Below are 26,894 nucleotides of genomic sequence, written 5' to 3' on the forward strand. Positions count from 1 at the left end.
AACGGGCAGCGGAGTCGAGTCTCCCCGCCCTGTGCACCTCCGGCCACCTCCGGCCACCGCCGGCCACCCCCGGCCACCCCCGGCCACCGTCGTCACGCCGCTACGCCGTCACGACGTCAGGGTCAGGGCCGCGGTCGCCAGCGCCACCCCGCTGACGGCCAGGACGGCGCTGGTCGCCGCGACGCTGCGCAGCGGTACCCGCAGCCCGGCCGACCGGCACCGCTCGTACCAGAGCAGGGTGGCGAGCGAGGCCCAGGGTGTGATCAGCGGGCCGATGTTGGTGCCGATCAGCAGGGAGAGCAGCTGCTGGTGGTTGCCGGCCGGTACGGCGGCTTCGCCGGCCAGGTACACGGGCAGGTTGTTGAGCAGGTTCGACAGCCCCGCGCCCACCGCCGAGGCGCGGAACATCCCGAGCACCCCGCCGTCCGTCCCGATCGCCGCGGCGAGCACCCGGTGCAGCCCGTGCGCGTCGAAGGTCTGCACCACCAGGAACATGCCCGGCACCATTACCAGCAGCCGCCACGGGATCAGCGAGGCCCGCAGCGCCTCGGGCCGCCGCACGGCGAACGCCACGACCACCACCAGGGCCGCCACCCCTGAGGCGACCCAGAGCGGGAGGTCGGCCAGCAGGCTGGTCAGCAGGAACCCGGCGCAGGTCAGTGCGCAGATCCTGAACAGCACCCGGTCGGCCGGCCGGTGGGCCGGCGGCGGGTCGTAGTCGTTCGCGCCGCGCCGGTCGCGCCGCCAGTAGAACCACCACAGGCAGGCCATGGTCATCAGGCCGGCGGCCACTTGCGGCGCCCACATCACCCGGGCCAGGCCGGTCGGGGAGAGCGCGACCCGCTCGGCGGCCAGCAGGTTGGTCAGGTTGGACACCGGGAGCAGCAGGCTCGCGGTGTTGGCCAGCCAGACCGTGGTCATCGCCAGCGGGAGCGGCGCGATGCCCACCCGCGAGGCGAGCGCCAGCATCACCGGGGTCAGCAGGACGGCCGTGGTGTCCAGGTTGAGGGTGATCGTGGTGACGGCGGCCAGCGCCACGCAGAGCACGAACAGCGCCGCGTAGCTGCCCCGGGCGGTCCGGGCCACCCCGGCCGCCAGCACGTCGAACACCTCGGCGGTGCTGGTGAGTTCGGCGAGCACGATGACGGTTCCGAGGAAGGCGAGCAGGGGTGCGATCCGGGAGATCGCGGCCCCGGCGGAGTCCGTCGGTAGCAGTCCGGTGGCGAGGAGGAGCAGCCCGCAGGCGAGCAGCGCAGCAGCCACCCAGTCGAGAGGGTGGAGCCGCTTGACGTTGGGCCAGTAGGCAAGCACGGTGGTCAGGGTCGCATACGAGCGGTGGTTGGTCGAGTGTGGGTCCGAACCGGGGTCGCTCGTCGGCGATCGGCCATAAGCTGGCCCCATGGGGGCTTATGACGTGAACCCGGGCGGCCCCGGGCCGATCGACTTCTTCATCAGCTACTCGCCCGCCGACGAACGGTGGGCGGCCTGGATCGCCTGGACGCTGGAGGACGCGGGCTACCGAGCCTTCCTCCAGGCGTGGGACTTCGTCCCGGGGACCAACTTCGTCGACTTCATGGACCGGGGTGTCACCGAGTCCGCCGCGGTCATCGCGCTGCTCTCGCGCCACTACGAGCGCTCGCGCTACGGCCGGATGGAGTGGCAGGCGGCCCTGCGCGCCGACCCCGACGCCCCGGAGCGCAGGCTGCTGACCGTCCGGATCGAGGACATCCCGGTGGACGGCCTGCTCGCCACCCTGACCTACATCGACCTGGCCACCGTCACCGACCCCGCGCTGGCCCGCCAGCTGCTGCTCGCCAGGGTCGCCCAGGCGATGGACGGCCGGGCCCGGCCGGAGCTGCGGCCGGGCTATCCGGGCGGCGCCGCGGGCGCGCCGCCCGCCGCCCGGGCGCAGCAGGACGGGGAGCCGGCCCCGCAGGCGCTGCGGCCGGTCGGCGGCACCGGGCGGTCCGGCCGGCGCAGGCCCTCCGTGCGGCCGGAGTACCCGCCGGCGGCGGGCCACCCGGGCGGGCGGGAGTCGGTCACGGTGCTGCACCTGGCGGGCCCGTCCTTCGGCCGGGGCACCGATCCCGCGGAGCTCCAGGCCGCCGTCTGGGGGGACCTCGTCGAGCTCGCCGACGCCGGGGCCCCGGCACCCGAACTGGTCGTCGTCACCGGGGACCTCACCGCGTCCGGCAGCCCCCGGGAGTGCGAGCAGGCCCTCGCCTTCCTGACCGGCATGCGCTCCCTGCTCGGGCTGGAGCCGCACCGGGTGGCGATCGTCCCCGGCGGTCAGGACGTCAGCCAGGCGGCCTCCCGCGCCTACTTCGCCACCTGCGAGGCGGACGAACTGCGGCCCACCCCGCCGTACTGGCCCAAGTGGCGCCACTACGCCCGGCTGTTCCAGGAGTTCTACCAGGGGCTGGACGTGGTCTTCGACAGCGACCAGCCCTGGACGCTGTTCCCGGTGCCCGAGCTCGGGACGGTCGTCGCGGGCCTGAACTCCTCGATGGCCCACAGCCACCGGCCCGACGACCGGTACGGCTGGCTCGGCCCCGAGCAGGCCGCCTGGTTCGCCCAGGCGCTGCGCCCGTACGAGAACGACGGCTGGCTGCGGATCGGCGGCGTCCGGCACCCCGTCACGCCCCGGCCGGCGGGCGCCCGGTCGGCCCGGGCGGGCCAGGACGCCGAGCCGCTCCGGGACGTCGACCGCTTCACCCGGCTGACCGCGCCCCGGCTGCACCTGCTGCTGCACGGGCCGGCCGACGGCCGCGCCGCGCTCCAGGACCTGCCCACCTCCGCCGGGGAGCTCAGGGTCCTCGGTGCCACCGCCCCGGGCGCGCACCAGCTGCTGCAGCTCACCCGCGAGGGGCTCACCCACTGGCCCAGCCCGAGCCCCGGCGCCGCCCCGGGGGCGGGCACAGCCCCGGGCGCCGAGCCCCGGCGGTCGGCGGTCGGCTGGCACCGGGCGCACCGCGCGTTCCCGCCGCCGCCCGACCGGGCCGCGCCCGACGCCCCGCCCGCGGCGGGCCCCGCCCCGGTGCCCGCCGCCGAGCGGGAGACCAGGGAACTGCCCTCCCCGCTCGACACCCTGCTGGCCCGGGTCGCCGAGGTCTGCCGCACCCGGCACCAGGGCGCCCAGATCCGCTCGGTCGCCGGCTCGCCGCCCCAGCTCTTCGTCACCTGGAACGAGTCGGGATTCGTCCGCCAGCAGCGGGTCGCGGTCTGCGTGCACACCCCGACCGCCGAGGAGGTCGACCGCTTCGTCGACGAGGTGCACGCCGCCGGCAGCGCCCCGGACGCCGAGCTGGTCCACGACGGCCCGCCCCCGCCGCGCGAGTTGCGCGACCGGGCCCGGCGGCGCGGCGTCCGGCTGCGCAGTTTCATCGAGTTCCAGGGCCTGCTCGACCTCCGCGACCACGTCGCCGCGCAGAGCGAGCGGCTGGCCGCCGACAGCCAGTACCAGCCGGGCCTCTACCTGCCGCAGCGCTACCGGGACGCCGAGCGCCCCGGCGGGGAGGAACGCGAGGGCCTGGTCGACGAGATGCTCCGGCTGCTGGACTCCGACCACGGCCGGTTCCTGCTGCTGCTGGGCGACTTCGGGCACGGCAAGACCTTCGCCCTGCGCGAGCTGGCCCGCCGCATCCCGGTCGAACTCCCGCACCTGACGCCGCTGTTCGTCGACCTCAGCGCACTGGACAAGGCGCACTCCTTCGACGGCCTGGTGGCGGCCCACCTGACCGCCCACGGCGTCGACACCCTCGACCTGCGGGCCTTTCGCTACATGCTCCGGCAGGGGCGCGTGGTCCTCCTGTTCGACGGCTTCGACGAACTGCTGAACCGGGTCAGCTACGAGCGCGCCGCCGACCACCTCCAGGTGCTGCTGGACGCCGCCGTGGACAACGCCAAGATCGTGGTGAGCAGCCGCACCCAGCACTTCAGCTCCCAGGAACAGGTGCTCACCGCCCTCGGCGAGCGGGTCGGCCTGCTCCCGCAGCGGCGGCTGATCGCCGTCCAGGACTTCACCACCGCCCAGATCCGCGGCTACCTGGCCAACCGCTACGGCGACGAGGCCGCCGCCGACCGCCGGATGCGGCTGCTGGAGGCCATCCCCGACCTGCTCGCGCTCTGCCGCAACCCCCGGCTGCTGAGCTTCGTCGCCGACCTCGACCACGACCGGCTGCGGGCCGTCGCCGGCGCCGGCCGGGCGCTCAGCGCCGCCGGCCTCTACCAGGAGGTCTTCACCGCCTGGCTGGAGTTCGAGGAGCGGCGCGGCCAGGGCGGCCCGGGCGCCGCGCCCGGCCTCGGCCTGGACCAGCTCTGGGAGGCCGTGACCGCGCTCGCGGTCCGGCTCTGGGAGACCAGCCGCACCGCCCTGCCGTACGACGAACTGCTCGACCTCTCCGGTGCGCTGACCGGCCTGGCCGGGAGCCACCTGCCCGCGCCGCAGCTCGCGCACGCGGTGGGATCGGGCAGTCTGCTCGTCCGGTCCGACGAGGGCGTGTTCCAGTTCATCCACGGTTCCGTGGTCGAGTGGCTGGTCGCCCGGGCCGCGGCGGCCTCGCTCGGGAACGGCGAGTCGGAGCTGCTCACCCGGCGCCCGCTCAGCCGGCTGGCGGTCGAGTTCCTCTGCGACCTCGCCGACCACCAGCTCTGCCAGCAGTGGGCCCACGACGTCCTGGACGGGGCCGGCGAGGCGGACGAGACCGCGCGGCTCAACGCCGTCAAGGTGCTGGCCCGGCTGAGGGTGCCCGCTCACACCGACCTGCGCGGCGCCGCGCTGGCCGGCGAGGACCTCTCCCACCGGGACCTCTCCGGCGTCGACCTCGGCCAGGCCGACCTCACCGACGCCCGGCTGCTCGGCGCCAGCCTGGCCGGGGCCTCGCTGCGCGGCGCCCGGCTGGCCGGTGCCCGGCTCGACGCGGCCGACCTCTCCGGCGCCGACCTCTCCGGCGCGGACCTCCGCGGTGCCCGGCTGATCGGCACCGATCTGCGCGGCGCCCGGCTGCGGGGCAGCCGCTGGCAGCGGGCCGCCCTGATCTCCGCCGTCACCGACGACGAGGTGCTGGCCGCCCCCGAACTGCGTGCCGCGGCCATCGCACCGGGCCTGCCCGTCGAGGCCGGCTTCCGGCCCTCGGAGGTCGGCGTGCCGTACGGGTTCGGCGTGCGCACCGCCCGGCTGCCCGAACCGGTCGCCTTCAGCGCCGACGGCCAGCTGCTCGCGGTCGGCAGCGCCGACGGCAGCGTGCTGGTCTGCGACGCGCTCACCGGAGTCGCCCTGCGCACCCTCAAGGACCACATCGACCGGGTCTACGCGGTGAAGTTCGCCGGGAGCGTGCTGGCCACCGGCAGCGCCGACGGCACCGTCCGGCTCTGGGACCAGGTCTCCGGGGAGTGCCTGCACCGCCTCGACGTCCACCCGGGCGGGGTCTGGCCGGTCTCGCTGGAGTCGACGGGGGCGCTGCTCGCCACCGGTGACGCCGACGGGACGGTCACCCTCTGGGACACCGCGACGGGCGGGCTGCTGCGCCGGCTGACCGGCCACGCCGCACCCGTCTACACCGCGGTCTTCAGCCCGGACGGCGCCCTGCTGGTGACCGGTGACCGGCTCGGTGGGGCCCGGCTGTGGGACACCGCGACCGGGCAGCGGATCGCCGAGCTCCCGGGGCACCGCGGGACGGTCTTCCGGGCCCGGTTCAGCCCGGACGGGACGCTGCTGGCCACCGGCGACGCCGGTGCGGACGGCGCGGCCGTCCGGGGCGCCGCGGACGCGGTCCCGGAAGCCCCGGGCGGCGCCGTCCGGGTCTGGGACGTCGCGGGGCGACGCCTGCTGCACACCTTCGAGGGGCACGGCGGCCGGGTCTACACGCTGGCCTTCCACCCCGACGGGGACCTGCTCGCCAGCGGCGACACGGCCGGTCAGATCCGGCTCTGGAACCCGCAGGACGGGACGGCGGCCGGCCGGCTGGAGGGCTGCACCGGCTCGGTCTACCAGGTCGACTTCGACGACGGCGGCGGCCGGCTCGCCGCCGGGGACAGCGACGGCGTGGTCCGGGTGTGGCGGGTCGGGCCGCCCGCCCCGGGCGGGCGCGAGGTGGTGGCCCCGCGCCGCCAGCCGCCCGAGCACCGGGGCTCGGTCTGGGCCTGCCGGTTCCGCCCCGGCGCCGGACCGGGCGGGGCGGAGGCCGACACGCTGCTGGTGACCGGCGGCAACGACGGCGCCGTCCGGCTCTGGGACCCGGCCTCCGGCCGCAGCCGCCAACTGCTGCGCGGCCACGGGCGCCGGATCGGCTCGCTCTCCTTCAGCGGGGACGCCGGCGTGCTGGCGGCCGGTGGCAACGACGGCGTGGTCCGGCTCTGGGAGCCCGCCACCGGCCGCCGGGTCAGGGAGCTCTCGGGGCGCAGCAGCCGGCTGGTCTCGGCGCAGTTCAGCCCGCAGGGGCCGGTGCTGGCCACCGCCAGCAACGACGGCGACCTCTACCTGTGGAACGCGCTGACCGGTGAGTACCTGCGGGAGATGGACGTCGAGACGGAGCACGTCTGGGCGGAGGCGTTCAGCGCCGACGGAGTCTTCGTGGCCACCGCCAACGACGACGACACCGTCCGCATCTGGTACCGCAGCACCGGCGCCCACGTCGCCACGCTGCGCGAGCACCGGGGCCGGGTCCGCTCGATCGCGTTCAGCGCGGACGGGCGCCGGCTGGCCACCGGCTGCGACGACAGCAGCGTCCGGATCTGGGACATCGAGGCCGGCCGGATCGAGGCCCGGCACGACGGGCACGGTGACCGGGTGTACGGCGTCGCGTTCGGCGCCGACGGCTCCTGGCTGGCCAGCGCCTCGTGGGACGGCGACGCCGTGGTCTGGGCGGACGGCGGGATCAGGCACCGGCTGACCGGCCACGCCGGCCGGCTCTGGACGGCGTCGGTGCACCCCCGGCGGTCGCTGCTCGCCACGGCGGGGGACGACCGGGTGGTCCGGCTCTGGGACCCCCGCACCGGGCAGGACCTCGGACGGCTGCGCGGGCACACCGGCCGGATCCTGGCGGTGACCTTCAGCCCGGACGGATCGCTGCTGGCCAGCGGCGGTGAGGACGGCACGGTGCGGCTCTGGGACGTCCCCGCCGACGGCGCGCCCACGGCCCGGGCGACCCTGCTCGGGGCACCGGACGGCTGGGCGGCGCTGCTGCCGTCCGGCGCGTACAAGTACGAGGGCGACGTCGTGGGCGAGTTCTGGCACGCGGTCGGGATGTGCCGCTTCGAGCCCGGCGAGCTCGACACCCGGCTCCCGGGCGTCCACCGGATGCCGCCGGAGGCGCTGCTGTGAGCCCCGGGGCGGGCGGGCCCGGGGCCACGGCCGACGGGTGGTGTCAGAACGCCGCCGGGTCGCCGGCCGGGGCCGCGTCCCGGGGCGGGCGGGCCGTCCAGTGCAGGAGCAGCAGGCTGGCCAGGGCCGCCAGGGCGCACCAGGTGGAGACGAAGGCCAGCCGCCAGAGCAGCGCGCAGAGGACGGCGCCCGCCCCGGTGAGCAGGCCGAGCCGGCGCAGCAGGCGGTCGCCGCTGAGGAGCAGCGGGCCGACGGTCGCCACCAGGTAGCCGGTCAGCAGGAGCGCCGCGTGCGGGATGCCGACGGCGTAGCCGAGGGTGTGGCCGTGCGCGGTGGCCGTCACCGGGCGGGTCGCGACGACGAGCGCGAGCGGGACCGCGACCAGCAGGCCGAGCAGGACGAAGCCCAGCAGCGGGCGCCGGCGGGCCCGGTCGCGGGTGGCGGTCCACACCCCCACCGGGACCAGGACGGGCAGCAGCGGTAACGCGATCACGGCCCACGCGGTCCGGGCCCACCCGGCCGGACCGGCGGGGAGGCCGCCCTCGGCGCCGTGCCAGACCGCGGCCTCGATCAGCTGGTGCACGCCGAGGACGAGCGGGAGGGCCGCGAGGGGCAGCCGCTCGGGGCGGCCGGCGCGGTGGGTCCGGACCAGGCAGAGGACGCCGATGCCCGACACCACCCCGCCGGCGACGAGGTCCGCCTGCGCGCTCCAGCACATGGGTCGCCGCCGTTCCTTGGCTGGCCCGGCTACCGGGAGCCGGTGGGGTCGGTGGGGCCCGCGCCGGTCGGGGAGTCCGGGCCGTCCGGGGAGTTCGGCGAGTCCCCGCCGTCCCCGCCGTCCGGGCGGTCGGCGGCTTCGGCGGCTTCGGCGGCGCGCGGGACCGCCCGGTGGCCGCTGCCGGGCATGGCCGGGTGGCGCCCGATCACGATCACCCCGATGACGACCGCCACCAGTCCCGCGGCCTGCCAGGCCAGGGCACCGGGGGTGACCCGCAGGCGGTCGCCGAGGAAGCCCACCGCGCAGGCGATCCCGGTGATCGGCTGGGCCGCCGTCAGCGCGGGCAGCGACATCCGCAGCGGGGCGGCCTCGAACGCGCTCTGCACCAGCAGCAGTCCGACCACCCCCGCCGCCACCACCGCGTACGGCTGCCAGCTGCGCAGCACCGCGTCCAGCCCGTCGTGGTCCAGCCGCAGGGTCGTCGTACGGGTGAGCGCGTCCTGGAGGCCGTAGAGCAGGCCGGCGGCGAGGGCGAGCAGGGTGGCCTCCTCGAACAGCGGCATCCGGCGGGCCGTGGAGACCAGCAGCACCGTCAGGCCGACCACGGTGCCGACCACCACCCAGTGACGCAGCTCCCCGGCCGGTTCGCCGCCCCCGGTGGGGCGGCCGGCCACGATGAACGCCGTCACACCGAGTGCGAGCAGCAGCACGCCGGCCCAGCCGGACCGGCCGAGGCTCTGCCGGGTCAGTACCCGGGACAGCGCCATCGCGAACAGCAGATTGGTGGCGAGCAGCGGCTCGACCAGCGAGACCTCGCCCTGGTTGAGGGCGAGTGCGGAGAGGATCAGACCGCTGACCATGAACCCGGTGCCGAGCAGCCATTCGGGCATCCGCAGCAGGTCCAGCAGCAGCCGCCAGCGCAGCAGGTCGGCACGCGGGGCACGCTGTGCCGCGTGCTGCTGGAGGACGAATCCGAGCCCCAGGCAGCAGGCGGCGCTCAGTGCGAGGAGGAAGACCACCACGAAGGGACCACCCGAACGTCGCTGCCCGCGCCGGACCGGCGATCCGTGGTTCGACGGCGGTCGCGGCACGTTTCCGCCAGCGTACCGCCGGGGCGTTGACCCGACCGCCGGGACGCGGGCCGGCCTGGGCCGGACGGCTGCTTCCGCGGCCGCCCCCGGCGCCCGGGGCCGCGCTTGCCGCCCCGGGCGCCGGGGGCGCACGCTGGGGTGAGCAGCCGCCACGGGTCCGCAACCGTGCCGGCCCGAGTGGGCGCGACGGGGGCAGGCGCCAGGAGGTGTGGCATGCACAACCAGTGGGATGTGGAGCTGAGCTTCGAGGAAGACGGCGTGCACACGGGATGCGACGCGAGGCTGACCGGTGCCAGGGCACCGGGCCTCAGCGCCCACGGAGAGTCGCTCAAGAGCGCGGAGGACCGCCCGCTCGCCCGGATCGGTGAGGAGGTCGCCGCCTCCCGCGCCTTGGAGGCGCTGTCCCGCAAGCTACGGGCCCAGGCGACCGGCGAGATCGAGGACGAGGGCCACCGGCCGGGCTACCTGATCTACTGAACCGTCCGCTGACCCGCCGTCCGCCCGGCCGGTCGACCTGACCCGCGCACCCGGGCCGGCCGGTGTGCGCCGTCCGGGACCCACGGGGTGGATGGCGGCGCCGGCGCCGCGGCCGTTCCGCTCGGACGGCCCGTGAGCTACTGGGCCCCGCCGCCCTCCGGTTCGAAGCCGGTCACGCGGCGCCGTACAGGAATGACGTGAGCCGGTCGGTGAGCTCGGTGGGCCGGGCCGTGAGCAGGGTGTGGTGGGAGACCTCGGGCAGCACGGCGACGATGGCGCCGGGCAGGGCCTCGCGGGCCGACGCGGCCACGCGGCGCGCGTCGTGGGTACGGCTGCGTTCGGCGAGCAGGACCAGGGCCGGCGCCCCGAGGGCGGCCAGTCGTTCACGCGTCGGGCGAGGTCCGGTGACCACCCGGGAGGCCGGGAACCCGGCGTGGCCGAGGGCGTAGAGTTCGCGCCAGCCGGCGTCCAGGCCGCTGCCGCCGCTCTCCCAGTCCAGGTAGGCGCGGGCCCGGCCGGCCGAGCGGGGCGGCAGGAAGAGCGGCAGCGCGCGCAGCAGGTAGCCGGCGCGGAAGCCGGCGAAGCACTGGGTCGGATCCAGCAGGGCGAGCCGGCCGACCCGGGCGGGGGCGTGCAGGGCGTACTCCAGGGCGATCCACCCGCCGTACGAGTGACCGCAGAAGTCGGCCTCGGGCACGTCGAGCCGGTCGAGCACGGCGTCCAGCCAGCCCAGCAGGCCGGGCACACCGCCGAGCGGGGCGCCGTCGTGGACGCTGCGCCCCGGGTCGCCGATCAGGTCGACGGCGAGGACGCGGTGCCCGGCGCAGGTGAGCGCCTCGACCGCGGCGAGCCAGCCGGTGGAGGTCGCGCCGCCGCCGTGGAGCAGGACCAGCGGCCGCCCGTCGCGGGGGCCGCAGGCGTTGACGCGGGTGGTGCCGTGCGGCGTCCGGACGGTGAGCGGCTCGACGGGGACGGGCCAGCGGGCCAGCACGGCGTCGTAGGCGGCGAGGAACGCATCGAGCGGACCGTCGGCGCCGCCCACGCCGGTGGTCCGGGTGCACTGCGAGGTTCGTGAGGAGCGTGAGGCGCGTGAGGCGCGTGCTGACATTCTGCTGTCCTCCGGCGGGTGGCAAAATTACTCGCTGAACAATAATCTCGCTGAGCGAGACAATAGTGCCACCGCACCTGGAGCGGAAGGAGAACGAGGTGGACGAACCCGAGGAGCCGATGCGGCTGGTCCATCTGCTGCGCGGCCTGACCGTCGAACTGGACCTGTTCGGAGCGGAGTTCGCCGGCCGCCACGGCCTGCACCCGACCGACCTGCGCGCGTTGATCCACCTGCTGGACGCCGCCCGGGCCGGGACGCTGGTGACGCCGGGCCGGCTCGGCGAGGCGCTGCGGCTGAACTCGGCGGGCACCACCGGCCTGGTCGACCGGCTGGAGCGGCTCGGCCTGATCCGCCGCGAGCGCGACCCCGGGGACCGCCGACGCGTCCGGCTGGTGGTCGAGGAGCGGGCGGTGGAGCTCGGGCAGGGCTTCTTCGGCGGGCTGATCGCCGATCTGGTGGCCGTCATGGGCCGGTTCGACCCCGCGGAGCTGGCGACGGCCCGGCGGTTCCTGCTGGCCATGACCGAGGTGGTGGCCACGGCCCGGGAGGAGTGACCGGACCGCGGACGCGAGGCGATCGTCGTCCGGGGCCGGTGACGCGGGGCGCTCCCGGGGGGGCGCCGGGGGATCAGAACCAGGTCTCGCCGAAGTGGTCCCCGGGGTGGCCCTCGCGGAGCAGGCAGAAGTCGGGTTCCCTGACGTGCTCCGGCCCCTTCAGCCCGGCCTCGGCCGGGCAGCGCGGCGCCAACTCGACCGTGTACACGGGCCAGGAGGCCCAGTGCAGGTCGTTGCCGACGCCCTGGACGAGGGCGCAGTGGGTGCTCTCGTGCCCGGCGACGAGCTCGCAGCGGAGGTGTTGCTCCATCATGAAGGCGGCGTGCGGCAGGCTGTTGAAGTGATCCACATCGGACTGCGGGAGCGTGACGACGGCGGGGCACTGACGCTTGACCATGGGTGGACGGTTGGCTTCAGTCATGCTCGCCAGCATTCCACCGCGCCGCCCGGGAGGCGATGCTTTCCGCCCGGTCGCACGCGTCTCGTACAGGTCGGGCGGGTTCTTGACGGCTCCCCACCGGCGGCGTACCGGCGGGCACCGGATCCCGCCCCCGTCGGGCTCCACGAATTCCCCACGCTTCACCCACGTCGCCCACTTCAACGCCCACTTCAACGCCCGCTTCGCCGCCCGCTTCGTCGGCCGGGCCGACCCGCCGTCGCGGTGCCGGTCCGACGGTGCCGCCGGGCCGTACGGCTCAGCCGGGTCCGAGCGTCCGGCTGACGAGTGACAGCGTCGCCATCGAGACCAGGGTGGAGCAGAGGATCGAGCGCCGCGCGAGCGTGGTGCTGTGCCCGTACTGGGCGGCGTAGACGAACACGTTCTGCGCGGTCGGCAGGGCGGAGAACAGCACCACGGTGAGCAGTTGGTGGGGCGGCAGGTGGAGCAGGCCGGCCCCGACGGCGAACGCCGCCAGTGGCTGGATCAGCGTCTTGAGCACCACCGTCACCCCGACCTCCGCGTACCGGCGGTTGCCGGGGCCCGCACCGATGTGGGCACCGGCACCAGGAACGGTGCCGGCGCCGGTACCGGTGTCCGCAGCGGTCGCCGGGCGGCCGTGCAGCGACATGCCGAGGGCCACCAGCGCGGCCGGTACGCCCGCGCCGCCGAGCAGTTCGCAGGAGCGGGCCAGCTCGGCGGGCGGGTGCCAGCCGGTCGCCGAGACCGCGGCGCCGAGCGCGACCGCCAGCAGGATGGGGTTGCGCACCGGCAGGGTGAGCGCGGCCCGGCGGCCGGCGCGGCCGGTGTCCAGCACGGTCAGCACGATCGGGGTGACCAGCAGGGTCTGGAACAGCACCACCGGTCCGACGAAGGACGCGTCGCCGAGCACCTGGAGGGCCACCGGAATGCCGAGGTTGGCGGAGTTGACGTAGCCGGAGGCCATCCCGCCGATCGTGCCCGAGGCGAGCCCCCGGCCGAAGAACCGGTGGGCGGCCAGCAGGCCGAGACCGGCGGCGAGCGCCGTCCCGGCGGCGAAGGCCAGCATCGACGGGTTGGCGAACCGGTTCAGCGGCGTCCGGGCGATCATCAGGAACAGGGCCGCGGGCATGGCCAGGTGGAAGCTGAACCGGCTCAGCACCGCGTCGGCGTGCGGCCCGAGCAGTCCGCTGCGGCCGACCAGGTAGCCGATCCCGATGAGGGCCCAGATCGGGGCGAAGCCGGAGAGCAACGGGTGCAGACTGGGCATGGCTCCTCGGGGTGGTCCGGGGTGTCCGGCGGTGTCCGGTACGCGGCTCGCGGGGGTCTCCCGGCACCGCCGCAGTCAACCAGACGCCCTCCCGGCCGAGTCGGCCGGGCATCCCGCGGGGGCTCCCGGCCTACCATGGCCCGGTGGAGAACCTGAGCCTGGCCGAGGTCGAGACGATCGCGCGGCGTGCCCATGACGGGCAGGTCGACAAGAACGGTCACCCCTACAGCGAGCACCTCGCCGCGGTGGCGCACGGTGTGGCGGAACGCGGCGGCAGCGAGGAGCAGATCGCGGCGGGCTGGCTGCACGACGCGATCGAGGACGAGGTGCTGACCCGCGAGTGGCTGGCCGCCGCGGCCCTGTCCGAGGACACCAAGGCGATCGTGGACGCCCTCACCAAGCGCCCCGGCGAGCCGGTGGAGGAGTACACGGCCCGCATCCTGGCGACCCCCGGCGCGCTCCTGGTCAAGCGGGCCGACCTGGCCCACAACTCCAGTCCGGCCCGGCTGGCCACCCTGGACGCGCCGACGGCCGAACGGCTGGCCGCCAAGTACCGCCGGATGCGCGAACTGCTCGGCCTGGTGGACGTGGACGGCGACTGACACCCTTCGCCGCCCGGCACCGGTCCGCCCGGCCCGCTCGGGTTCGCCCGGCCCGGGGCCGGAGACGGGCGAGAGGGCCCGCGCACGCGGATCGCGCGTGCACGGGCCCTCTCGGTCACCCCGGTGATCCCTGTCCGATCCCCGGGGTGAGGGGGGACAGTGGTCTGGCTGCGGCAGCCGGAGCCCCGGCGGAGCACCGGCGATCGATTGATCGATCGGCCGGCCGGCCCGGTGGCTCGGAAGAGTTCGGCTTAGTACCAGTGGTGGGTCTGCCAGAACGACCAGGCGGCGTTCGGGCTGCCGTAGCGGGAGTTCATGTAGTCCAGCGCCCACTTGATCTGGGTCTTCGGGTTGGTCTTCCAGTCCGCACCGGCGGAGGCCATCTTCGAGCCCGGCAGCGCCTGGGCCAGGCCGTACGCGCCCGAGCTGGGGTTGGTCGCGGTCACGTTCCAGCTGGACTCGTGGCTGATGATCTGGCTGAACGACGCGAGCTGGCCGGCCGGCACGATCTGGGCGGCGAGGGCCTGGGGGGACACGGTCGCGGCCGAGGCGGTGGCGGGCACCAGGCCGGCGCCCAGGGCGGTCAGACCGGCGGCGCCGGCGAGAAGAGCGGCGGAAGTACGCATACGGAGCTTGAAAGCGGGCATGAAGGAGAAGACCTCAATCGGGTTGGGCCGGTGTCACGCCCCGCCTCGACCGTTGGCCGGACAGGGGCCGATGCGGTCGCGGGGCGTGACTCGGCAGTAAGCCGTGCTCCGGCGGGACAGGTGCCGGAGCGGCTGACGACTGAGCCATTGTTGCCAGACGGGATCGGCCGTCGCCAAGACCCCCTCGCTACGACCGGGCGTCGTAGCCGGGGCCGTGCCGTGGATTCGAAGGGTCCTCCGGAGCCGCCTGCGGCGTGCCCGCCGGCCTGGTCGGATCGGCGATCGGCGGCCGACCGAGTGGCTGTCCCGAGAACGACTACCGCCCGTCGTGGCGGCCTTTCGTGTGTGAGCGCACTCACCGGCGGGCCACCGGGGCCCGTCACGGACCGGTCCGGGGGAACCACTACGGGTACAGACGATCTGAGAGCGGCGCCACACCGATGCGCCCTCGGTGGGCGCCCCGACGGCCCGGACCGGGTCCCGCCGCCCGGGCTCCTCAGCCGCGCGAGCGGACGTGCAGGTCCAACCCGCCCGTCCCCGGCGCCTCCACACCCGGCATCAGCCGCATGTCGCGGCCGTAGTCACCCCCGACGAGCGACCGGAACGGGACCGGCTCGTCGGTGAAGAGCCCGTCGAGCCGCCGGCCGTACGCCTCCTTCGCCGCCTCGAAGCGCTCCTCGGACAGCTCGTTCGCGTCGTACACCGCGAACGGCTCCAGCGGTGCCATACCGGTGAACCAGAAGAGGCCGTGCTGGACCGGGTGGAGCACGTCCGCCAGCCGGCCGTGGATGCCCCGGTCGAGGAGCGACGTCTCCCGGGCGCCCGCCGTCACGGACATCAGCGCGCGCCGGCCCGCCAGGGCGGAGTCCTGGGTGTAGGGGGGAGGCAGGGCCGGGCCGTAGCCGAACCCGGCGGTGAACACCCGCTCGATCCAGCCCTTCATGATCGCGGGGGTCGAGAACCACCAGAGCGGGAACTGCAGGATCACCGCGTCCGACCAGCGCACCTTCTCCTGCTCCGCGGCGATGTCCGGCGACAGCCGCCCGGCCAGCGTGGCCCGCTCCGAGGCGGCCATCACGTGCAGCCGCTCGTCCGGCGCGTGGGCGGGGAAGTCGTCGGCGTCCAGCCCGGCCTTCCACTTCATCGCGTAGAGGTCGGACTGCCGGACCTCGTGCCCCGCGCCGCGCAGGCGGTCGACCGCGAACGCGGTGAGGGCGGTGTTGAGCGAGCGGGGGTCCGGGTGGGCGCTGACGACGAGGATCTTCTGCTGCTGTGGCGTGGCTGCGGTCATGTCGTACACGCTCTCCCGGGCGCGGCCGGGCAGCCAGAACCCTGGTCAACCGGAGGACCGGTGATCCTGGTACCGGGAGGGCCACCCATACTGGACGCCAGGAAACGGGGGCGGGATGAGGCACACGGACACGACGACGGACGGCACGGGCGGGGGCGGCGGCCGGGTGGAGGCTTTCGGGGCGGTCGGGACGGTGGGGGCGGTCGACGGGGTCGGCGACACCCGGCGGGCGCTCGGCGGTTTCCTGCGGGCCCGGCGCGGCCGCGTCGCTCCGGAGGACGTCGGCATCGCCGGCGGCCGTCACCGGCGGGTCCGCGGGCTGCGCCGCGAGGAACTGGCCCAGCTCGCCGGGATCAGCGTCGACTACTACGTCCGCCTCGAACAGGGCCGGGCCACCCAGCCGTCCACCGAGGTGCTCGACGCGCTCGCGCGGGCGCTCGGCCTCGACGCCGCCGAGCGCCGGCACCTCGCCACCCTGGCCGGAGCCCGGCGCGGCACCGCGCCCGCGGCGCGGGTCAGCCCGCAGCTGCGGCGGCTCCTGGACGCCGTCGTCCACTTCCCCGCCTTCGCGACGACCCCCCACCTCGACGTGGTGGCCTGGAACGCGCTGGGCGCCGAACTGATGGGCGGGCTCGGCACACCCGGCGGCCGGGACGGCAACAACGCCAGGTACCTGTTCTGCGACCCCGGCTCCCGGGACGTCCACCCCGAGTGGGAGGACCGGGCCCGCGAGGCCGTCGGCCAGCTGCGGGTCTCCGCCGGGAGCTACCCGGACGACACGGAGCTGGCCGCGCTGATCACCGAACTGTCGGCGCGCAGCGCGGACTTCCGGCGGATCTGGGCCACCGGCGAGATCGTGGTGTGCGGCGCGGGCCGCAAACGGCTGCGGCACCCGGTGGCGGGGCTGCTCACCCTGGACTACGAGACGCTGCACGTGCCCGCCGCACCGGGCGAGACGGGCCTGGTCGTGCACGTGTTCAGCGCGGCGGAGAACAGCCCGGAGGCCGCCGCGCTGGCCCGGCTGGCCGAGGCCGTGGCGGCGTCGCAGCAGGAGCGGGCCGCCGGGCCGGTGCGGTACTCCGACGCCTGAGGCGTCCACGGCAGGGCGCCGGGAGCGCCCCCGGAGCCTCGCGCCCGCCGCCTCCCCACCTCCCCCTACCGCACCGCCCGGTGCCCCGGGCGCGAACGCGGACCGCACCGGATTCGCCGCGGAGGAAGCGGTTCCGGCCCGGTCCGGGCTCAGGAGGGGTGAGGAGGTGCTCATGGGAGAAACGAAGACCGACCGGGACGACGAGTTCCAGGCGTTCATCGTCGGGGCCTGGCCACGGCTGCTGCGTACGGCGTACCTGCTGGCCGGGGAGCAGTACGCGGCCGAGGACCTGGTGCAGTCCGCGGCGGAGAAGGCCTGCGCGGCCTGGGGGAAGGTCCGCCGGGCCGAGGACCCCTACGCCTACGTGCGGCGGATCCTGGTGAACCAGCACGCCCGCCGCTTCCGGCGCCGCCCGCCGGAACTGCTGGTCCACGCCGTGCCGGAGACGGCGGGCGAGGAGGACGGCTACGCGCGGTCCGACCAGCGCTCGGCGTTGCTGGCCGCGCTCGCCACCCTGCCGCCCCGCCAGCGCGAGGCCGTCGTGCTGCGCCACTGGGAGGACCTGAGCGACAGCCAGGCCGCCGTGGCGATGGGCTGCTCGGTGGGAGCGGTGCGCAGCCAGGCGGCGAAGGGGATAGCGAGGCTCCGAGAGGTCTCGGTGCTGAAGGAACTCAAGGGCATGACACACGTCGGAGGTGCGGTATGAGCATGCGCGGCAACGACCGGACGGGCGCCGCGGGCGCGACGGACGACGGCGACTCGGCGGTGTGGGTCGGGCTCGGGCTGGCGGAGGCCGCGGCCGGGGCGCGGGTCGGGGCGGTGCCGCTGCCGGAGATCATGGCGGGCGGTCGCCGGTTGCGGCGGCGGCGACGGACCCTGGTGGGGGCGGTCGCGCTGGGCACCGTGGTGGTGCTGGCCGGCGGCACGACGATCGGTCTGCACGGAGCCGGCGCGGGCGGCACGTCGGTCGGGGCGCTCGCCCCGGCCGGGTCCGGGACCGGCGGCGGCACCGGTGGCGGACCGGCGGCCGACACCTCCACCACCACGGCCCCGCCGACGGCGGCGGTCCGCGACCCCTTCACCCCGGCCCGGGCGGTGGTCGCCCAGGGCACCGCCGACGGCAAGGAGTGGAAGCTCTGGATCGCGCTCTGGCCGCTCGCCCGGCAGGACCAGGCCTACCAGCAGGCCCAGGCGATCTGGCAGGAGCGGCACGCCGTGGACCCGGAGCTCACCGCGCCGACGGAGGAGTTCGTCAAGCAGTACTGGCAGCCCCAGGACGACGTCACGAACACCTACTTCACGGTGGACGGCGTGCGCCTCGGCCATGACTCCCAGGGCAGCGTCCCGGCGCCGTCCGCGCCCGCGACGCCCGTCGACACGGTGGGTTCGCTCAGCGGGGGCCTGGTCGGCCACCGGGGCAAGGGCGACACCGTGGCCCCGCTCGACGTGGTGTCGGCGCGGCTCGACCCGAACGTCGGCCGGGTGACGGTGACCTGGACGGACGGCACGACGTACGAGCCGCAGCCGGTCACCGTGGGGGACTCCCCGGTGCGCTGGATCGCGGTGGCCCGGCCGGCGGGCAAGGCCGCGCAGTCGTGGCAGCTGTTCGACCGCGACGGCGTGCCGATGAAGGGCGGTGACCACGTCGACTTCCTGAAGTGAGGCCGGACCCGCCTCCCGGGGGAGCCGCGGCTTGTCCGACCGTTCCCGCCGCGCGCCGGTGCGGCGCGACTGGTCAGTGAGTCCTAGGCGGTGCCGCCGCGGGCCGTATCGACGAGCAGGTCCCCGAGCCGGCGGTGGCGCCGGGCGCGGGCGGTGAGCCGCTCGGCCTCCGGTACCCCGGCGAGTGCGGTGAGCGCCGCGCCGACCGCCCGGCCGAGCCGGTCGCAGAACGCGGCCGGCTCGTCGGCGGCGTCCGGCCGTTCGGGCACCACGGCGTCGACCAGGCCGACCGCCGCCAGGTCGGCCGCGCCGATGCCCTGCGAGCGGGCGAGGTCGGCGGCGTGCGCGCCGTCCCGGTGGACGATCGCGGAGGCGCCCTCGGGCGGCAGCGGCGCGAGCCAGGCGTGGCCGGCGGCGAGCACCCGGTCGGCGGGCAGCAGCGCGAGGGCGCCGCCGCCCGAGCCCTGGCCGAGCAGCACTGCCAGCACCGGCGTGCGCAGGGCGAGCAGGGTGGTCAGGCAGTGCGCGATCTCGACGGCGATGCCGTCCAGTTCGGCCGCCGCGGACAGCTCGGCGCCGGCCGTGTCGACGACGGTGACCAGCGGCAGGCCGAGCTGCTCGGCGAGCCGGGCGCTGCGCCGTACGGCCCGCAGGTCGGCGGCGGTGAAAGGGCGTTCGTGGTCCGGACCCTGCCGTTGCTGCCCGACGATCAGGGCGGGCCGGCCGTGCAGGACGGCGAGGGCCCGGACCAGGGCGCCGCCACGGCCGCCTGGCGCGTCCAGCAGGACCAGCTCGTCGGCCGTCCGGCGCAGCAGCTCGCGCGCCCCCGGCCGGTCGGGGCGGCGGGTGCGCCGCACGGAGTCCCAGGCGTCCGGCTCTCGGGCGGTCGCGGTGTCCGGCGCGGGTGCGGCGTCCGGTGCGGTCACGGTGTCCGGTGCGGGTACGGCCTCCGGTGCGGTCACGGAATCCGGCACGCTCGCGGCCGGGGCCAGGACGGCCAGCGACCGTCGGAGCACCTCCCGCAGGTCCTCCGGCGCCACCACGGCGTCCACCAGGCCGCGCCCGGCCAGGGTCTCCGCGAGCTGCACGTCCGCGGGCAGCTCCACGCCCCGCAACTCCTGGTACACCCGGGGCCCGAGGAACCCGAGCCGGGCCCGCGGCTCGGCGAACACCAGCTGTCCCAGCGTCCCCCAGGAGGCGAAGACCCCGCCCATGGTGGGGTTGCGCAGGTAGCTGAGGTACGGCAGGCCGGCCGCGCGGTGGGCCTGGACGGCGGCGGTGATGCGCAGCATGCAGAGGAAGGCCGCCGACCCCTCCTGCATCCGCGTCCCGCCCGACACCGGCAGGGCGACCAGCGGGAGCCGCTCGGCCGTCGCCCGTTCCACGGCCCGGGTGATCCGTTCCGCGGTGGCCACCCCGATCGAGCCGCCGAGGAAGCCGAACTCGGAGGCGACCAGCGCCACCGGCCGGCCGGCGAGCAGCCCGACCCCGGTGATCACCGCTTCGTCCACCCCGGTGCGTTCGCGCGCCCTGGCCAGTGCGGCCAGGTAGTCGGCGTCGGCCGACTGCGCCCCGACCGGCTCGTCCCAGCTCCGGAACGATCCCTGGTCCACCAGCAGGCCGATGAGTTGACGTGCCGTCAGTGAACTTCCGGTCCCCACAACCCACCCCGCCGTCCGAGCCGTCCGCATCGACAAGATCCACCCTACGCAGCGGCCGACCAGCCGTCCCGGACCGACGGGCGGGTGTGACCGGGTCGACAGCTTCGGGGGCGGGGGTTGCGCGCGCCGACCGCGTCGACCGCCGTGCGCCGGCTCAGCGGAGCGCGGCGGCCTCCTCCCGCCGGGGCACGGCGGTGCGGTTGTCGTGGTCGGCGTGGTCGGCGCGGCCGGGGCGGGCCGGGCGGCAGGCCCGGTCGTAGCGGTCGGCGACCAGGCGGGCGAGCGCGTCGTGCGTGCCGAGCGGGGCGCTGGTCCACCGGGCGGCGGTGCCGGCCGCCCGGTCGGCGAAGAACCCCGGGCCGAGCAGGTAGGTGGCAACCGCGACCTCGCGGTGGCCGGCCGCATGCAGGGCCTCGACCGCCTCCTGCGGAGTCGGCCGGGCCGCCGAGAGGTAGGCGGGGACGACCGGCCGGCCCTCGCCGAGCCGGCGGGCGAGCAGCCGCGCCGTCCGGGCGGTGTCCGCGGCGGCGACCGGGTCGGAGGAGCCGGCCGCCGCGAGCACCACCGGTCCGGCGCCGGCCGGGCGGCCGCTCTCGGCGAGCCGGTCCGCCAGGGCGGCGGCCAGCAGCGGGCTCGGGCCCAGCGCGGGGGCGAGTCGGACGTGCGGCAGACCGGCGTCGGCCAGCGTGCCGGGGATGTCCACCCGCAGGTGGTAGCCGGTACCGAGGAGCAGCGGCACCAGGACGGCGGGCTCGCCGGCGGACAGCTCGCCCAGCGCGGTGGGCAGGGAGGGCGCGGCGAGGTCCAGGAAGCAGCAGCGGACGTCGAGTTCGGGGCGCAGCGCGCGGACCCGGGCGAGCAGCGCCCTGGTGGCGGCCGTTCCGGCCGGATCGCGGCTGCCGTGGGCGACGGCCAGCAGCACCGGGCGGCCGCCGCGCGGCGCCGGCCGGGCCGCCGACTCCCGCACCGGGCTCATCACCGGCCGGGCCCGGGGACGGTCCCCGGGCAGCCGGTCCGTCAGGTTCCGCGGGGCCGCGTCGGTCGTCCGCTCCGGCCCGTTCCGCCTCGCGGCTGTCCGGCGCATCAGGCCGCCGCCAGCCGGTAGCCGCGCTTCGGGACCGTCCGGATCAGCCCGCCGTGCGGCCCGAGCGCGGCCCGCAGCCGGCCGATCGCCGCCTCGACCGCGTGCTCGTCCGCCGCCGCGTCCACCCAGACGGTGCGCAGCAGTTCGGCCCGGCTGAGCACCCGGCCCGGCTGTTCGGCGAGCGCCCGCAGCACGGCTGCCCCGCGCGGGCTCAGCCAGTGGCTCTCGCCGTCGACCAGTACGGCGTTGCCCTGGAGGGTCAGCAGCCTTCCGGCGAGGGCGAGTTCGCGCCGGTTCCGGCCGGGCAGTGTCTCGCCGAGGTAGCGGACCAGGGAGCCCAGCCGGCCGCGCTCGGGGAACAGCACGGGCAGGCCGAGGTCGGCGAACGGCCGGGCGCAGAGCGCGCCGACGCAGACCGGCAGGACGTCGCCGCGCAGGGCGTCCAGCAGCGGCTCCCGCAGTCCTTCGGCGGTGGCCGTCTCCACGAAGGCGCTGACGGCCGGGGCGCTGGTGAAGGTGAGCGCGTGGACCTGCCGCCGGACGGTCTGCTCGACCAGCCGCCGTACCGGTGTCGGGTCGTCCGGGGCCTCCCAGCGGTAGACCGGTACGGAGATCACCTCGGCACCGCGCTCGCGCAGCGCCGCCGCGAAGGCGTCCAGCCGGACGCCGTGCTCCTGGATGGCGACCCGACGGCCGGCCAGCGGGCGGGCGAGCAGCCAGGTGAGCAGCTCGTCGGTGGCCTCGGAGCCGGGGGAGAAGGCCTCGTCGAGGCCGCTCGCCCGGACGGCGCCGGTCGCCTTGGGGCCGCGGCTGAGCACCAGGGCGCTGCGGCAGGCGTCGGCCAGGGCGGCGCCCCGGCCCCACCCCTCGGCGGCGCTCATCCAGCCGCGCCAGCCGACGCCGGTGGTGGCCACCACGTAGTCCAGCGGGGCGGCCAGGCAGAGTTCGGTGGCCCGGCGCAGGGCGAGGTCGTCGGCCAGCGGGGTGATCCGCAGCACGGGGGCCTCGACCACTTGGGCGCCGCGCCGGCTGAGCAGGGCGACCAGTTCGTCGCGGCGGCGGGCCGCGGTCACCCCGATCGTGAAGCCGGTCAGTGGGCCGGGGGGTGCGCCGGGACGCGGGCCGGTGGGGGTGGGGGAGGTTGCCATGGGCGCAAGGGTGCTTTCTCCGCGTTACGGCGGGGTTGCCCGCCGGTCACCCGGGCGTAAGCGAAACCGGCCCCCCGGTTACGGCTGATGTCCTGCCGCGCACCCCGCCCCCCGGAGGCCGTGAGCGAGGCGTACCGCGCGCGCAACACGGGGGACCCGACCGCGAAACGACCACCGGTCAGATTCTTCGGCATGAGGGCGGCACCCGACGGACCACTCGCCGGACACCCGCCCCACCCGCCGGACACCCGGCCCACCCGCCCCATCCGCCGTACCCGCTCGCCCGAGCAGCCCCCCACAGACCCCGCCACCCCGCACCCCCGTACGACCCGAGGAGTACCGCGATGACGTCGCACTCGCCCGACCGACCACGGGAGCTCGTCCTGGTCGGCCACGGCATGGTTGGCCAGCGCTTCCTGGAGGCCTGGACCGAGCAGCCCGGCGCCGATCGCTGGCGGGTCACCGTCCTCGCCGAGGAGCCGCGCCCGGCCTACGACCGCGTCCACCTCAGCTCGCTGTTCGACGGCCGGACGCCCGAGGACCTCGCGCTCTGCCCGCCCGGCTTCCTCGCCGAGCACGGCATCGACCTGCGCCTCGGCGACCCGGTCACCGCCATCGACCGCGCCGCCCGTACGGTCACCACCCGGGCCGGCCGGCAGGTGCGCTACGACGCCCTGGTGCTGGCCACCGGGTCCGCGCCCTTCGTGCCGCCCGTCCCCGGCCGGGACGCGGCCGGCTGCCACGTCTACCGGACCATCGAGGACCTGGACGCGATCCGGGCCGACGCCGAGCGGGCGACGATCGGCGTGGTGGTCGGCGGCGGCCTGCTCGGCCTGGAGGCCGCCGGCGCGCTGCGGGCGACGGGCCTGTCCACCCACGTGGTCGAGTTCGCGCCCCGGCTGATGGCCGTCCAGGTGGACGACGGTGGCGGGGCCCTGCTCCGCCGCAAGATCGAGGACCTCGGCGTGACCGTGCACACCAGTGCCGCCGCCGACGCCGTGGCGACCGGGCCGGAGGGCCGGGTGCGGGCGCTGAGCCTCTCCGACGGCCGCGAACTCGCCGCCGACCTAGTGGTGTTCTCCGCCGGCATCCGCCCGCGCGACCAGCTGGCCCGCGACTGCGGCCTGCCGGTCGGCGCCCGCGGCGGCATCGTGGTCGACGAGCGCTGCCGCACCGCCGACCCGGCCGTGCTGGCCATCGGCGAGTGCGCCCAGGCTGCCGACGGCCGGGTCTACGGCCTGGTCGCCCCCGGGTACCAGATGGCCGAGACCGCCGCCCGCGAACTGGCCGACCGCCCCGGCGACGGCTTCGTGGGCGCGGACACCTCCACCAAGCTCAAGCTGCTCGGCGTGGACGTGGCCAGCTTCGGCGACCCGCACGGCGCCGCCGAGGGCGCCGTCGACGTGCTCTACAGCGACAGCCGGCTCGGCGTCTACCGCAAGCTGGTGATCGGCGCCGACGGCGCGCTGCTGGGCGGCGTCCTGGTCGGCGACACCGACTCCTACGGCACCCTGCGCCCGCTCGCGGTGGCCGGCCGGCCGCTGACCGTCCCGCCCGAGCAGCTGGTGCTGCCCGCCGGGCTCTCCACCGCCGGACCGGTCGCGCTGCCCGACGAGGCGGTGCTCTGCTCCTGCCACAACGTCACCCAGGGGGCGGTCCGCGCCGCCGTCCGTGAGCAGGGCTGCGACAGCGTCGCCGCGGTCAAGAAGTGCACCCGGGCCGGCACCGGCTGCGGCAGCTGCGTCAAGCAGCTCGCCACCGTGGTCGGCGAGGAGCTGGCGGCCGCCGGGTTCGCCCCGCAGACCGGCCTGTGCGAGCACTTCGCGCAGACCCGCGCGGAGCTGTACGAGATCGTCCGGGTCACCGGCATCACCGGCTTCTCCGACCTGCTCGACCGGTACGGGCAGGGCGAGGGCTGCGAGGTCTGCAAGCCGACCGTCGCCTCGATCCTGGCCAGCCTCGGCGGCGGCCACATCCTGGACGGCGAGCAGGCCGCGCTGCAGGACTCCAACGACCACTTCCTCGCCAACCTGCAGCGCAACGGCTCCTACTCGGTGGTGCCGCGGGTGCCCGGCGGTGAGATCACCCCCGAGGGCCTGATCACGATCGGTGAGATCGCCCGCGACTACGGCCTCTACACCAAGATCACCGGCGGCCAGCGGATCGACCTCTTCGGTGCCAGCGTGGACCAACTCCCGGGCATCTGGGCCAGGTTGGTGGACGCCGGCTTCGAGTCCGGCCACGCCTACGGCAAGGCGCTGCGCACCGTGAAGTCCTGTGTCGGCGAGACCTGGTGCCGCTATGGCGTCCAGGACTCCGTCGCCCTCGCGATCGAGCTCGAACTGCGCTACCGGGGCCTGCGCTCCCCGCACAAGCTCAAGTCGGCGGTCTCGGGCTGCGCCCGCGAGTGCGCCGAGGCGCAGAGCAAGGACTTCGGCGTGATCGCCACCTCGGCCGGCTGGAACCTCTACGTCGGCGGCAACGGCGGCATGACGCCCCGTCATGCCGACCTGCTGGCAGCCGATCTGGACCGCGAGACGCTGATCCGCACCATCGACCGCTACCTGATGTTCTACATCCGCACCGCCGACCGCCTGGAGCGCACCTCGGTCTGGCTGGACCGCCTGGAGGGCGGTCTGGACCACCTGCGCGCGGTGGTCATCGACGACTCGCTCGGCATCGCCGCCGAGCTGGACGGGCTGATGGCCCGTCACATCGGCTGCTACCAGGACGAATGGGCGGCCACCCTGGCCGACCCCGACCGGCTCCGGCGCTTCTCCTCCTTCGTCAACGCCCCCGGTACCCCGGACCCGGCCGTCACCTTCGTCCCCGAACGCGGCCAGATCCGCCCCGCCCGCCCCGGCGAGGACGGGCGCGTCCTCACCACCCCCGCTCCGGTCCTGGTGGCCGGGCCCCGACTGGAGGTGCTCACCCCGTGACCGTGGAAATCCACGACGGCACCCGCTGGCGTACCGTCTGCACCCTCGACGACCTGCAACCCGGGCGAGGAGTGGCGGTGCTGCTCGACGGCGAGCAGGTGGCCGTCTTCCGGGACCGCTCCGGCGGCCTGCACGCCCTCGACAACCGGGACCCGTTCAGCGGCGCGCACGTCCTCTCGCGCGGCCTGCTCGGCAGCCGCGGCGAGCGGCCCACCCTGGCGTCCCCGATGTACAAGCAGGTCTTCGACCTGACCGACGGCCGCTGCCTCGACGAGGAGACCGCCCCCGACGGCACCCCCGCCGTCCTCAGGCTCTGGCCGGTCCGCAGCGCGGTGGAGCCGGCGCCCGCCGCGGCCCGCCCCGCCGTGCCAGCCCGCCCCGCCGTGCCCGCCCGCGCCACCGCGCAGGCCCCCGCATGAGCGCCGTCGTCGAGACCGGACGCCCCGGCAGCAGACCCGCCCCGACCGTGCTCGCCGGCTGGGACCCGGAGGACACCGCGTTCTGGGACCGGACCGGAGCCCGGATCGCCCGGCGCAACCTGGTCTTCTCGGTGCTCTCCGAACACATCGGCTTCTCGGTCTGGAGCCTCTGGTCGGTGCTCGTGCTCTTCCTCGGCCCCGAGTACCACATCGACACGGCCGGCAAGTTCACCCTGACCGCCCTGCCCACCGCGCTCGGCGCGACGCTGCGCCTGCCGTACACCTTCGCGGTGGCCCGGTTCGGCGGCCGCAACTGGACGGTGATCAGCGCACTGCTGCTGCTCGTCCCCACCGCGCTGGCGGCGCTGGTGCTGACCCCGGGCGTGCACTACGGCACGCTGCTCGCGGTGGCCTGCGTCGCCGGGGTCGGCGGCGGCAACTTCGCCTCCTCGATGGCCAACATCAACGCCTTCTACCCGCACCGCCTCAAGGGCTGGGCGCTCGGCATCAACGCCGGCGGCGGCAACCTCGGCGTCCCGGCGGTGCAGCTGCTCGGCCTGCTGGTGCTCGCCACCGCCGGCGCGGCGCACCCCCGGCTGCTGCCGCTGCTCTACCTGCCGCTGATCGTGCTGGCCGCGGCCGGAGCCTGGTGGCGGATGGACAACCTCGCCGTCCCGCCGCGGGGCGAGGGCCGGGCGCTGCGCGAGGTCGCCCGCGACCCGTACGGCTGGGCGGTCTCCACCCTGTACATCGGCACCTTCGGCTCGTTCATCGGCTTCGGCTTCGCCTTCGGGCAGGTCCTGCAGGTGCAGTTCCACGACCGCTTCGACACGCCGGTCAAGGCTGCCGCGCTGACCTTCCTCGGGCCGCTGCTCGGCTCGCTGCTGCGGCCGGTCGGCGGGCGGCTGGCCGACCGCTGGGGCGGTCCGCGGGTCACCCTGGCCACCTTCGTGGGGATGGGCGCCGGCACGGCCGTCGTGCTGGCCGCCTCCCGGGCCGGTTCGCTGCCGCTGTTCCTCGCCGGCTTCGTCGCGCTGTTCGTGCTGAGCGGCATCGGCAACGGCTCGACCTACAAGATGATCCCGGCGCACTACCAGGACCGGGCCCGGGCGGAGGTCGCGGCCGGCGCCGATCCGGCCGGGGCCGAGGCCGACTCGCGCCGCCGGTCGTCCGCGCTGATCGGACTGGCCGGGGCGGTGGGGGCGTTCGGCGGGGTGCTGGTCAACCTGGCCTTCCGGCAGTCCTTCCTCAGCACCCACAACGGCGACGCCGCGTACCTCGGCTTCCTCGCGGCCTACCTGTTCTGCTCGGCGCTGACCTGGGCGGTCTGGCTGCGGCCCCGCGCGTCACGCTGACCGCGGTCGCGCGGACCGGCCCCGGGGTGTCGCCCACCCCGG

General features: G+C 75.9%; 21 protein-coding genes. 10 read left to right on the top strand and 11 right to left on the bottom strand.

Features of this window, described 5'->3' with window-relative positions; all coding sequences use genetic code 11:
* Window positions 1-108: 108 nt before the first annotated feature.
* Entirely contained in the window at window positions 109-1,311 is a 1,203-nt protein-coding gene (locus ABZ495_RS14435) for an SLC13 family permease (protein WP_359835971.1), read from the bottom strand.
* Between the two features lie 88 nt (window positions 1,312-1,399).
* On the opposite strand from ABZ495_RS14435, the gene ABZ495_RS14440 reads away from it, so the two are divergent.
* On the top strand, window positions 1,400-7,321 hold the full coding sequence (locus ABZ495_RS14440; protein WP_359835973.1) for a TIR domain-containing protein: 5,922 nt from the start codon (window positions 1,400-1,402) through the stop codon (window positions 7,319-7,321).
* Between the two features lie 43 nt (window positions 7,322-7,364).
* On the opposite strand, the gene ABZ495_RS14445 is transcribed toward ABZ495_RS14440, so the two are convergent.
* Both ABZ495_RS14445 and ABZ495_RS14450 read right to left on the bottom strand, forming a co-directional pair.
* Window positions 7,365-8,039 carry a DUF6629 family protein gene (locus ABZ495_RS14445; protein WP_359835975.1) on the bottom strand — a complete coding sequence of 225 codons (675 nt, stop codon included), beginning with the start codon at window positions 8,037-8,039 and terminating at the stop codon, window positions 7,365-7,367.
* A 29-nt stretch (window positions 8,040-8,068) separates the two neighbouring features.
* Window positions 8,069-9,061 carry a DMT family transporter gene (locus ABZ495_RS14450; protein ID WP_359835977.1) on the bottom strand — a complete coding sequence of 331 codons (993 nt, stop codon included), beginning with the start codon at window positions 9,059-9,061 and terminating at the stop codon, window positions 8,069-8,071.
* Between the two features lie 282 nt (window positions 9,062-9,343).
* Here ABZ495_RS14450 and ABZ495_RS14455 point away from each other — a divergent pair, with 282 nt between their 5' ends.
* Window positions 9,344-9,607, top strand: a complete 264-nt coding sequence (locus tag ABZ495_RS14455; RefSeq protein WP_329490920.1) for a dsRBD fold-containing protein — start codon at window positions 9,344-9,346, stop codon at window positions 9,605-9,607.
* A gap of 172 nt (window positions 9,608-9,779) precedes the next feature.
* On the opposite strand, the gene ABZ495_RS14460 is transcribed toward ABZ495_RS14455, so the two are convergent.
* Window positions 9,780-10,649 (bottom strand): alpha/beta fold hydrolase, encoded by an 870-nt coding sequence (locus tag ABZ495_RS14460; protein ID WP_359835979.1) that lies wholly within the window; start codon window positions 10,647-10,649, stop codon window positions 9,780-9,782.
* 185 nt (window positions 10,650-10,834) lie between these two features.
* Between ABZ495_RS14460 and ABZ495_RS14465 the strand changes: the two genes are divergently transcribed.
* The gene (locus ABZ495_RS14465) at window positions 10,835-11,269 is read left to right on the top strand and encodes a MarR family transcriptional regulator (protein ID WP_359836054.1); all 435 of its coding nucleotides are present in this window, start codon (window positions 10,835-10,837) and stop codon (window positions 11,267-11,269) included.
* A gap of 73 nt (window positions 11,270-11,342) precedes the next feature.
* Here the strand turns inward: ABZ495_RS14465 and ABZ495_RS14470 are convergent, their stop codons facing one another.
* Window positions 11,343-11,690, bottom strand: coding sequence for a hypothetical protein (locus tag ABZ495_RS14470; RefSeq protein WP_329490922.1), 348 nt, complete (start codon window positions 11,688-11,690; stop codon window positions 11,343-11,345).
* A 274-nt stretch (window positions 11,691-11,964) separates the two neighbouring features.
* Window positions 11,965-12,954, bottom strand: a complete 990-nt coding sequence (locus ABZ495_RS14475) for an AEC family transporter (RefSeq protein ID WP_359835981.1) — start codon at window positions 12,952-12,954, stop codon at window positions 11,965-11,967.
* A gap of 143 nt (window positions 12,955-13,097) precedes the next feature.
* On the opposite strand from ABZ495_RS14475, the gene ABZ495_RS14480 reads away from it, so the two are divergent.
* The gene (locus ABZ495_RS14480) at window positions 13,098-13,556 is read left to right on the top strand and encodes an HD domain-containing protein (protein ID WP_359835983.1); all 459 of its coding nucleotides are present in this window, start codon (window positions 13,098-13,100) and stop codon (window positions 13,554-13,556) included.
* Window positions 13,557-13,807: 251 nt separating this feature from the next.
* Here the strand turns inward: ABZ495_RS14480 and ABZ495_RS14485 are convergent, their stop codons facing one another.
* Window positions 13,808-14,182, bottom strand: a complete 375-nt coding sequence (locus tag ABZ495_RS14485) for a transglycosylase SLT domain-containing protein (protein ID WP_329490926.1) — start codon at window positions 14,180-14,182, stop codon at window positions 13,808-13,810.
* A 517-nt stretch (window positions 14,183-14,699) separates the two neighbouring features.
* Window positions 14,700-15,494 (bottom strand): NAD(P)H-dependent oxidoreductase, encoded by a 795-nt coding sequence (locus ABZ495_RS14490; RefSeq protein ID WP_329490927.1) that lies wholly within the window; start codon window positions 15,492-15,494, stop codon window positions 14,700-14,702.
* Between the two features lie 115 nt (window positions 15,495-15,609).
* Here ABZ495_RS14490 and ABZ495_RS14495 point away from each other — a divergent pair, with 115 nt between their 5' ends.
* From ABZ495_RS14495 to ABZ495_RS14505, 3 genes are all read left to right on the top strand, one after another.
* Window positions 15,610-16,584: a helix-turn-helix transcriptional regulator gene (locus ABZ495_RS14495; protein ID WP_329490928.1), complete on the top strand. Its 975-nt coding sequence runs from the start codon at window positions 15,610-15,612 to the stop codon at window positions 16,582-16,584.
* Window positions 16,585-16,756: 172 nt separating this feature from the next.
* Complete coding sequence (locus ABZ495_RS14500; RefSeq protein WP_329490929.1) at window positions 16,757-17,290, top strand: SigE family RNA polymerase sigma factor; 534 nt, start codon at window positions 16,757-16,759, stop codon at window positions 17,288-17,290.
* Between the two features lie 2 nt (window positions 17,291-17,292).
* Window positions 17,293-18,246 (top strand): hypothetical protein, encoded by a 954-nt coding sequence (locus tag ABZ495_RS14505; protein ID WP_359835987.1) that lies wholly within the window; start codon window positions 17,293-17,295, stop codon window positions 18,244-18,246.
* 83 nt (window positions 18,247-18,329) lie between these two features.
* Here the strand turns inward: ABZ495_RS14505 and ABZ495_RS14510 are convergent, their stop codons facing one another.
* The 3 genes from ABZ495_RS14510 to ABZ495_RS14520 form a co-directional block, all read right to left on the bottom strand.
* Entirely contained in the window at window positions 18,330-19,937 is a 1,608-nt protein-coding gene (locus ABZ495_RS14510) for a carboxyl transferase domain-containing protein (RefSeq protein ID WP_359835990.1), read from the bottom strand.
* A gap of 124 nt (window positions 19,938-20,061) precedes the next feature.
* A complete protein-coding gene (locus tag ABZ495_RS14515; RefSeq protein WP_359835992.1) occupies window positions 20,062-20,874 on the bottom strand; it encodes a sirohydrochlorin chelatase in 813 nt (270 codons plus the stop codon).
* A 116-nt stretch (window positions 20,875-20,990) separates the two neighbouring features.
* The gene (locus tag ABZ495_RS14520; RefSeq protein ID WP_359806265.1) at window positions 20,991-22,139 is read right to left on the bottom strand and encodes a uroporphyrinogen-III synthase; all 1,149 of its coding nucleotides are present in this window, start codon (window positions 22,137-22,139) and stop codon (window positions 20,991-20,993) included.
* 344 nt (window positions 22,140-22,483) lie between these two features.
* Here ABZ495_RS14520 and nirB point away from each other — a divergent pair, with 344 nt between their 5' ends.
* From nirB to ABZ495_RS14535, 3 genes are read left to right on the top strand one after another with little or no spacing between them, the layout of a single operon-like run.
* Window positions 22,484-25,078, top strand: coding sequence for a nitrite reductase large subunit NirB (nirB, locus tag ABZ495_RS14525; protein WP_359835994.1), 2,595 nt, complete (start codon window positions 22,484-22,486; stop codon window positions 25,076-25,078).
* Complete coding sequence (gene nirD, locus ABZ495_RS14530) at window positions 25,075-25,497, top strand: nitrite reductase small subunit NirD (RefSeq protein WP_359835996.1); 423 nt, start codon at window positions 25,075-25,077, stop codon at window positions 25,495-25,497. The genes nirB and nirD overlap by 4 nt, the downstream gene beginning before the upstream one ends.
* Window positions 25,494-26,852, top strand: coding sequence for a nitrate/nitrite transporter (locus ABZ495_RS14535; RefSeq protein WP_359835998.1), 1,359 nt, complete (start codon window positions 25,494-25,496; stop codon window positions 26,850-26,852). Before nirD ends, ABZ495_RS14535 begins: the two co-directional genes overlap by 4 nt.
* The last annotated feature ends 42 nt before the right edge of the window (window positions 26,853-26,894 follow it).

The organism is Kitasatospora sp. NPDC005748 (assembly GCF_040630735.1).
Classification (GTDB): domain Bacteria; phylum Actinomycetota; class Actinomycetes; order Streptomycetales; family Streptomycetaceae; genus Kitasatospora.

Excerpts from the sequence above, each read along its gene's own strand:
- ABZ495_RS14440 (WP_359835973.1), top strand. The coding sequence starts at position 1,400 with ATGGGGGCTTATGACGTGAACCCGGGCGGCCCCGGGCCGATCGACTTC.
- ABZ495_RS14445 (WP_359835975.1), bottom strand. The coding sequence starts at position 8,039 with ATGTGCTGGAGCGCGCAGGCGGACCTCGTCGCCGGCGGGGTGGTGTCG.
- ABZ495_RS14455 (WP_329490920.1), top strand. The coding sequence starts at position 9,344 with ATGCACAACCAGTGGGATGTGGAGCTGAGCTTCGAGGAAGACGGCGTG.
- ABZ495_RS14465 (WP_359836054.1), top strand. The coding sequence starts at position 10,835 with ATGCGGCTGGTCCATCTGCTGCGCGGCCTGACCGTCGAACTGGACCTG.
- ABZ495_RS14470 (WP_329490922.1), bottom strand. The coding sequence starts at position 11,690 with ATGACTGAAGCCAACCGTCCACCCATGGTCAAGCGTCAGTGCCCCGCC.
- ABZ495_RS14475 (WP_359835981.1), bottom strand. The coding sequence starts at position 12,954 with ATGCCCAGTCTGCACCCGTTGCTCTCCGGCTTCGCCCCGATCTGGGCC.
- ABZ495_RS14485 (WP_329490926.1), bottom strand. The coding sequence starts at position 14,182 with ATGCGTACTTCCGCCGCTCTTCTCGCCGGCGCCGCCGGTCTGACCGCC.
- ABZ495_RS14490 (WP_329490927.1), bottom strand. The coding sequence starts at position 15,494 with ATGACCGCAGCCACGCCACAGCAGCAGAAGATCCTCGTCGTCAGCGCC.
- ABZ495_RS14495 (WP_329490928.1), top strand. The coding sequence starts at position 15,610 with ATGAGGCACACGGACACGACGACGGACGGCACGGGCGGGGGCGGCGGC.
- ABZ495_RS14500 (WP_329490929.1), top strand. The coding sequence starts at position 16,757 with ATGGGAGAAACGAAGACCGACCGGGACGACGAGTTCCAGGCGTTCATC.
- ABZ495_RS14505 (WP_359835987.1), top strand. The coding sequence starts at position 17,293 with ATGCGCGGCAACGACCGGACGGGCGCCGCGGGCGCGACGGACGACGGC.
- ABZ495_RS14510 (WP_359835990.1), bottom strand. The coding sequence starts at position 19,937 with ATGCGGACGGCTCGGACGGCGGGGTGGGTTGTGGGGACCGGAAGTTCA.
- ABZ495_RS14520 (WP_359806265.1), bottom strand. The coding sequence starts at position 22,139 with ATGGCAACCTCCCCCACCCCCACCGGCCCGCGTCCCGGCGCACCCCCC.
- nirB (WP_359835994.1), top strand. The coding sequence starts at position 22,484 with ATGACGTCGCACTCGCCCGACCGACCACGGGAGCTCGTCCTGGTCGGC.
- ABZ495_RS14535 (WP_359835998.1), top strand. The coding sequence starts at position 25,494 with ATGAGCGCCGTCGTCGAGACCGGACGCCCCGGCAGCAGACCCGCCCCG.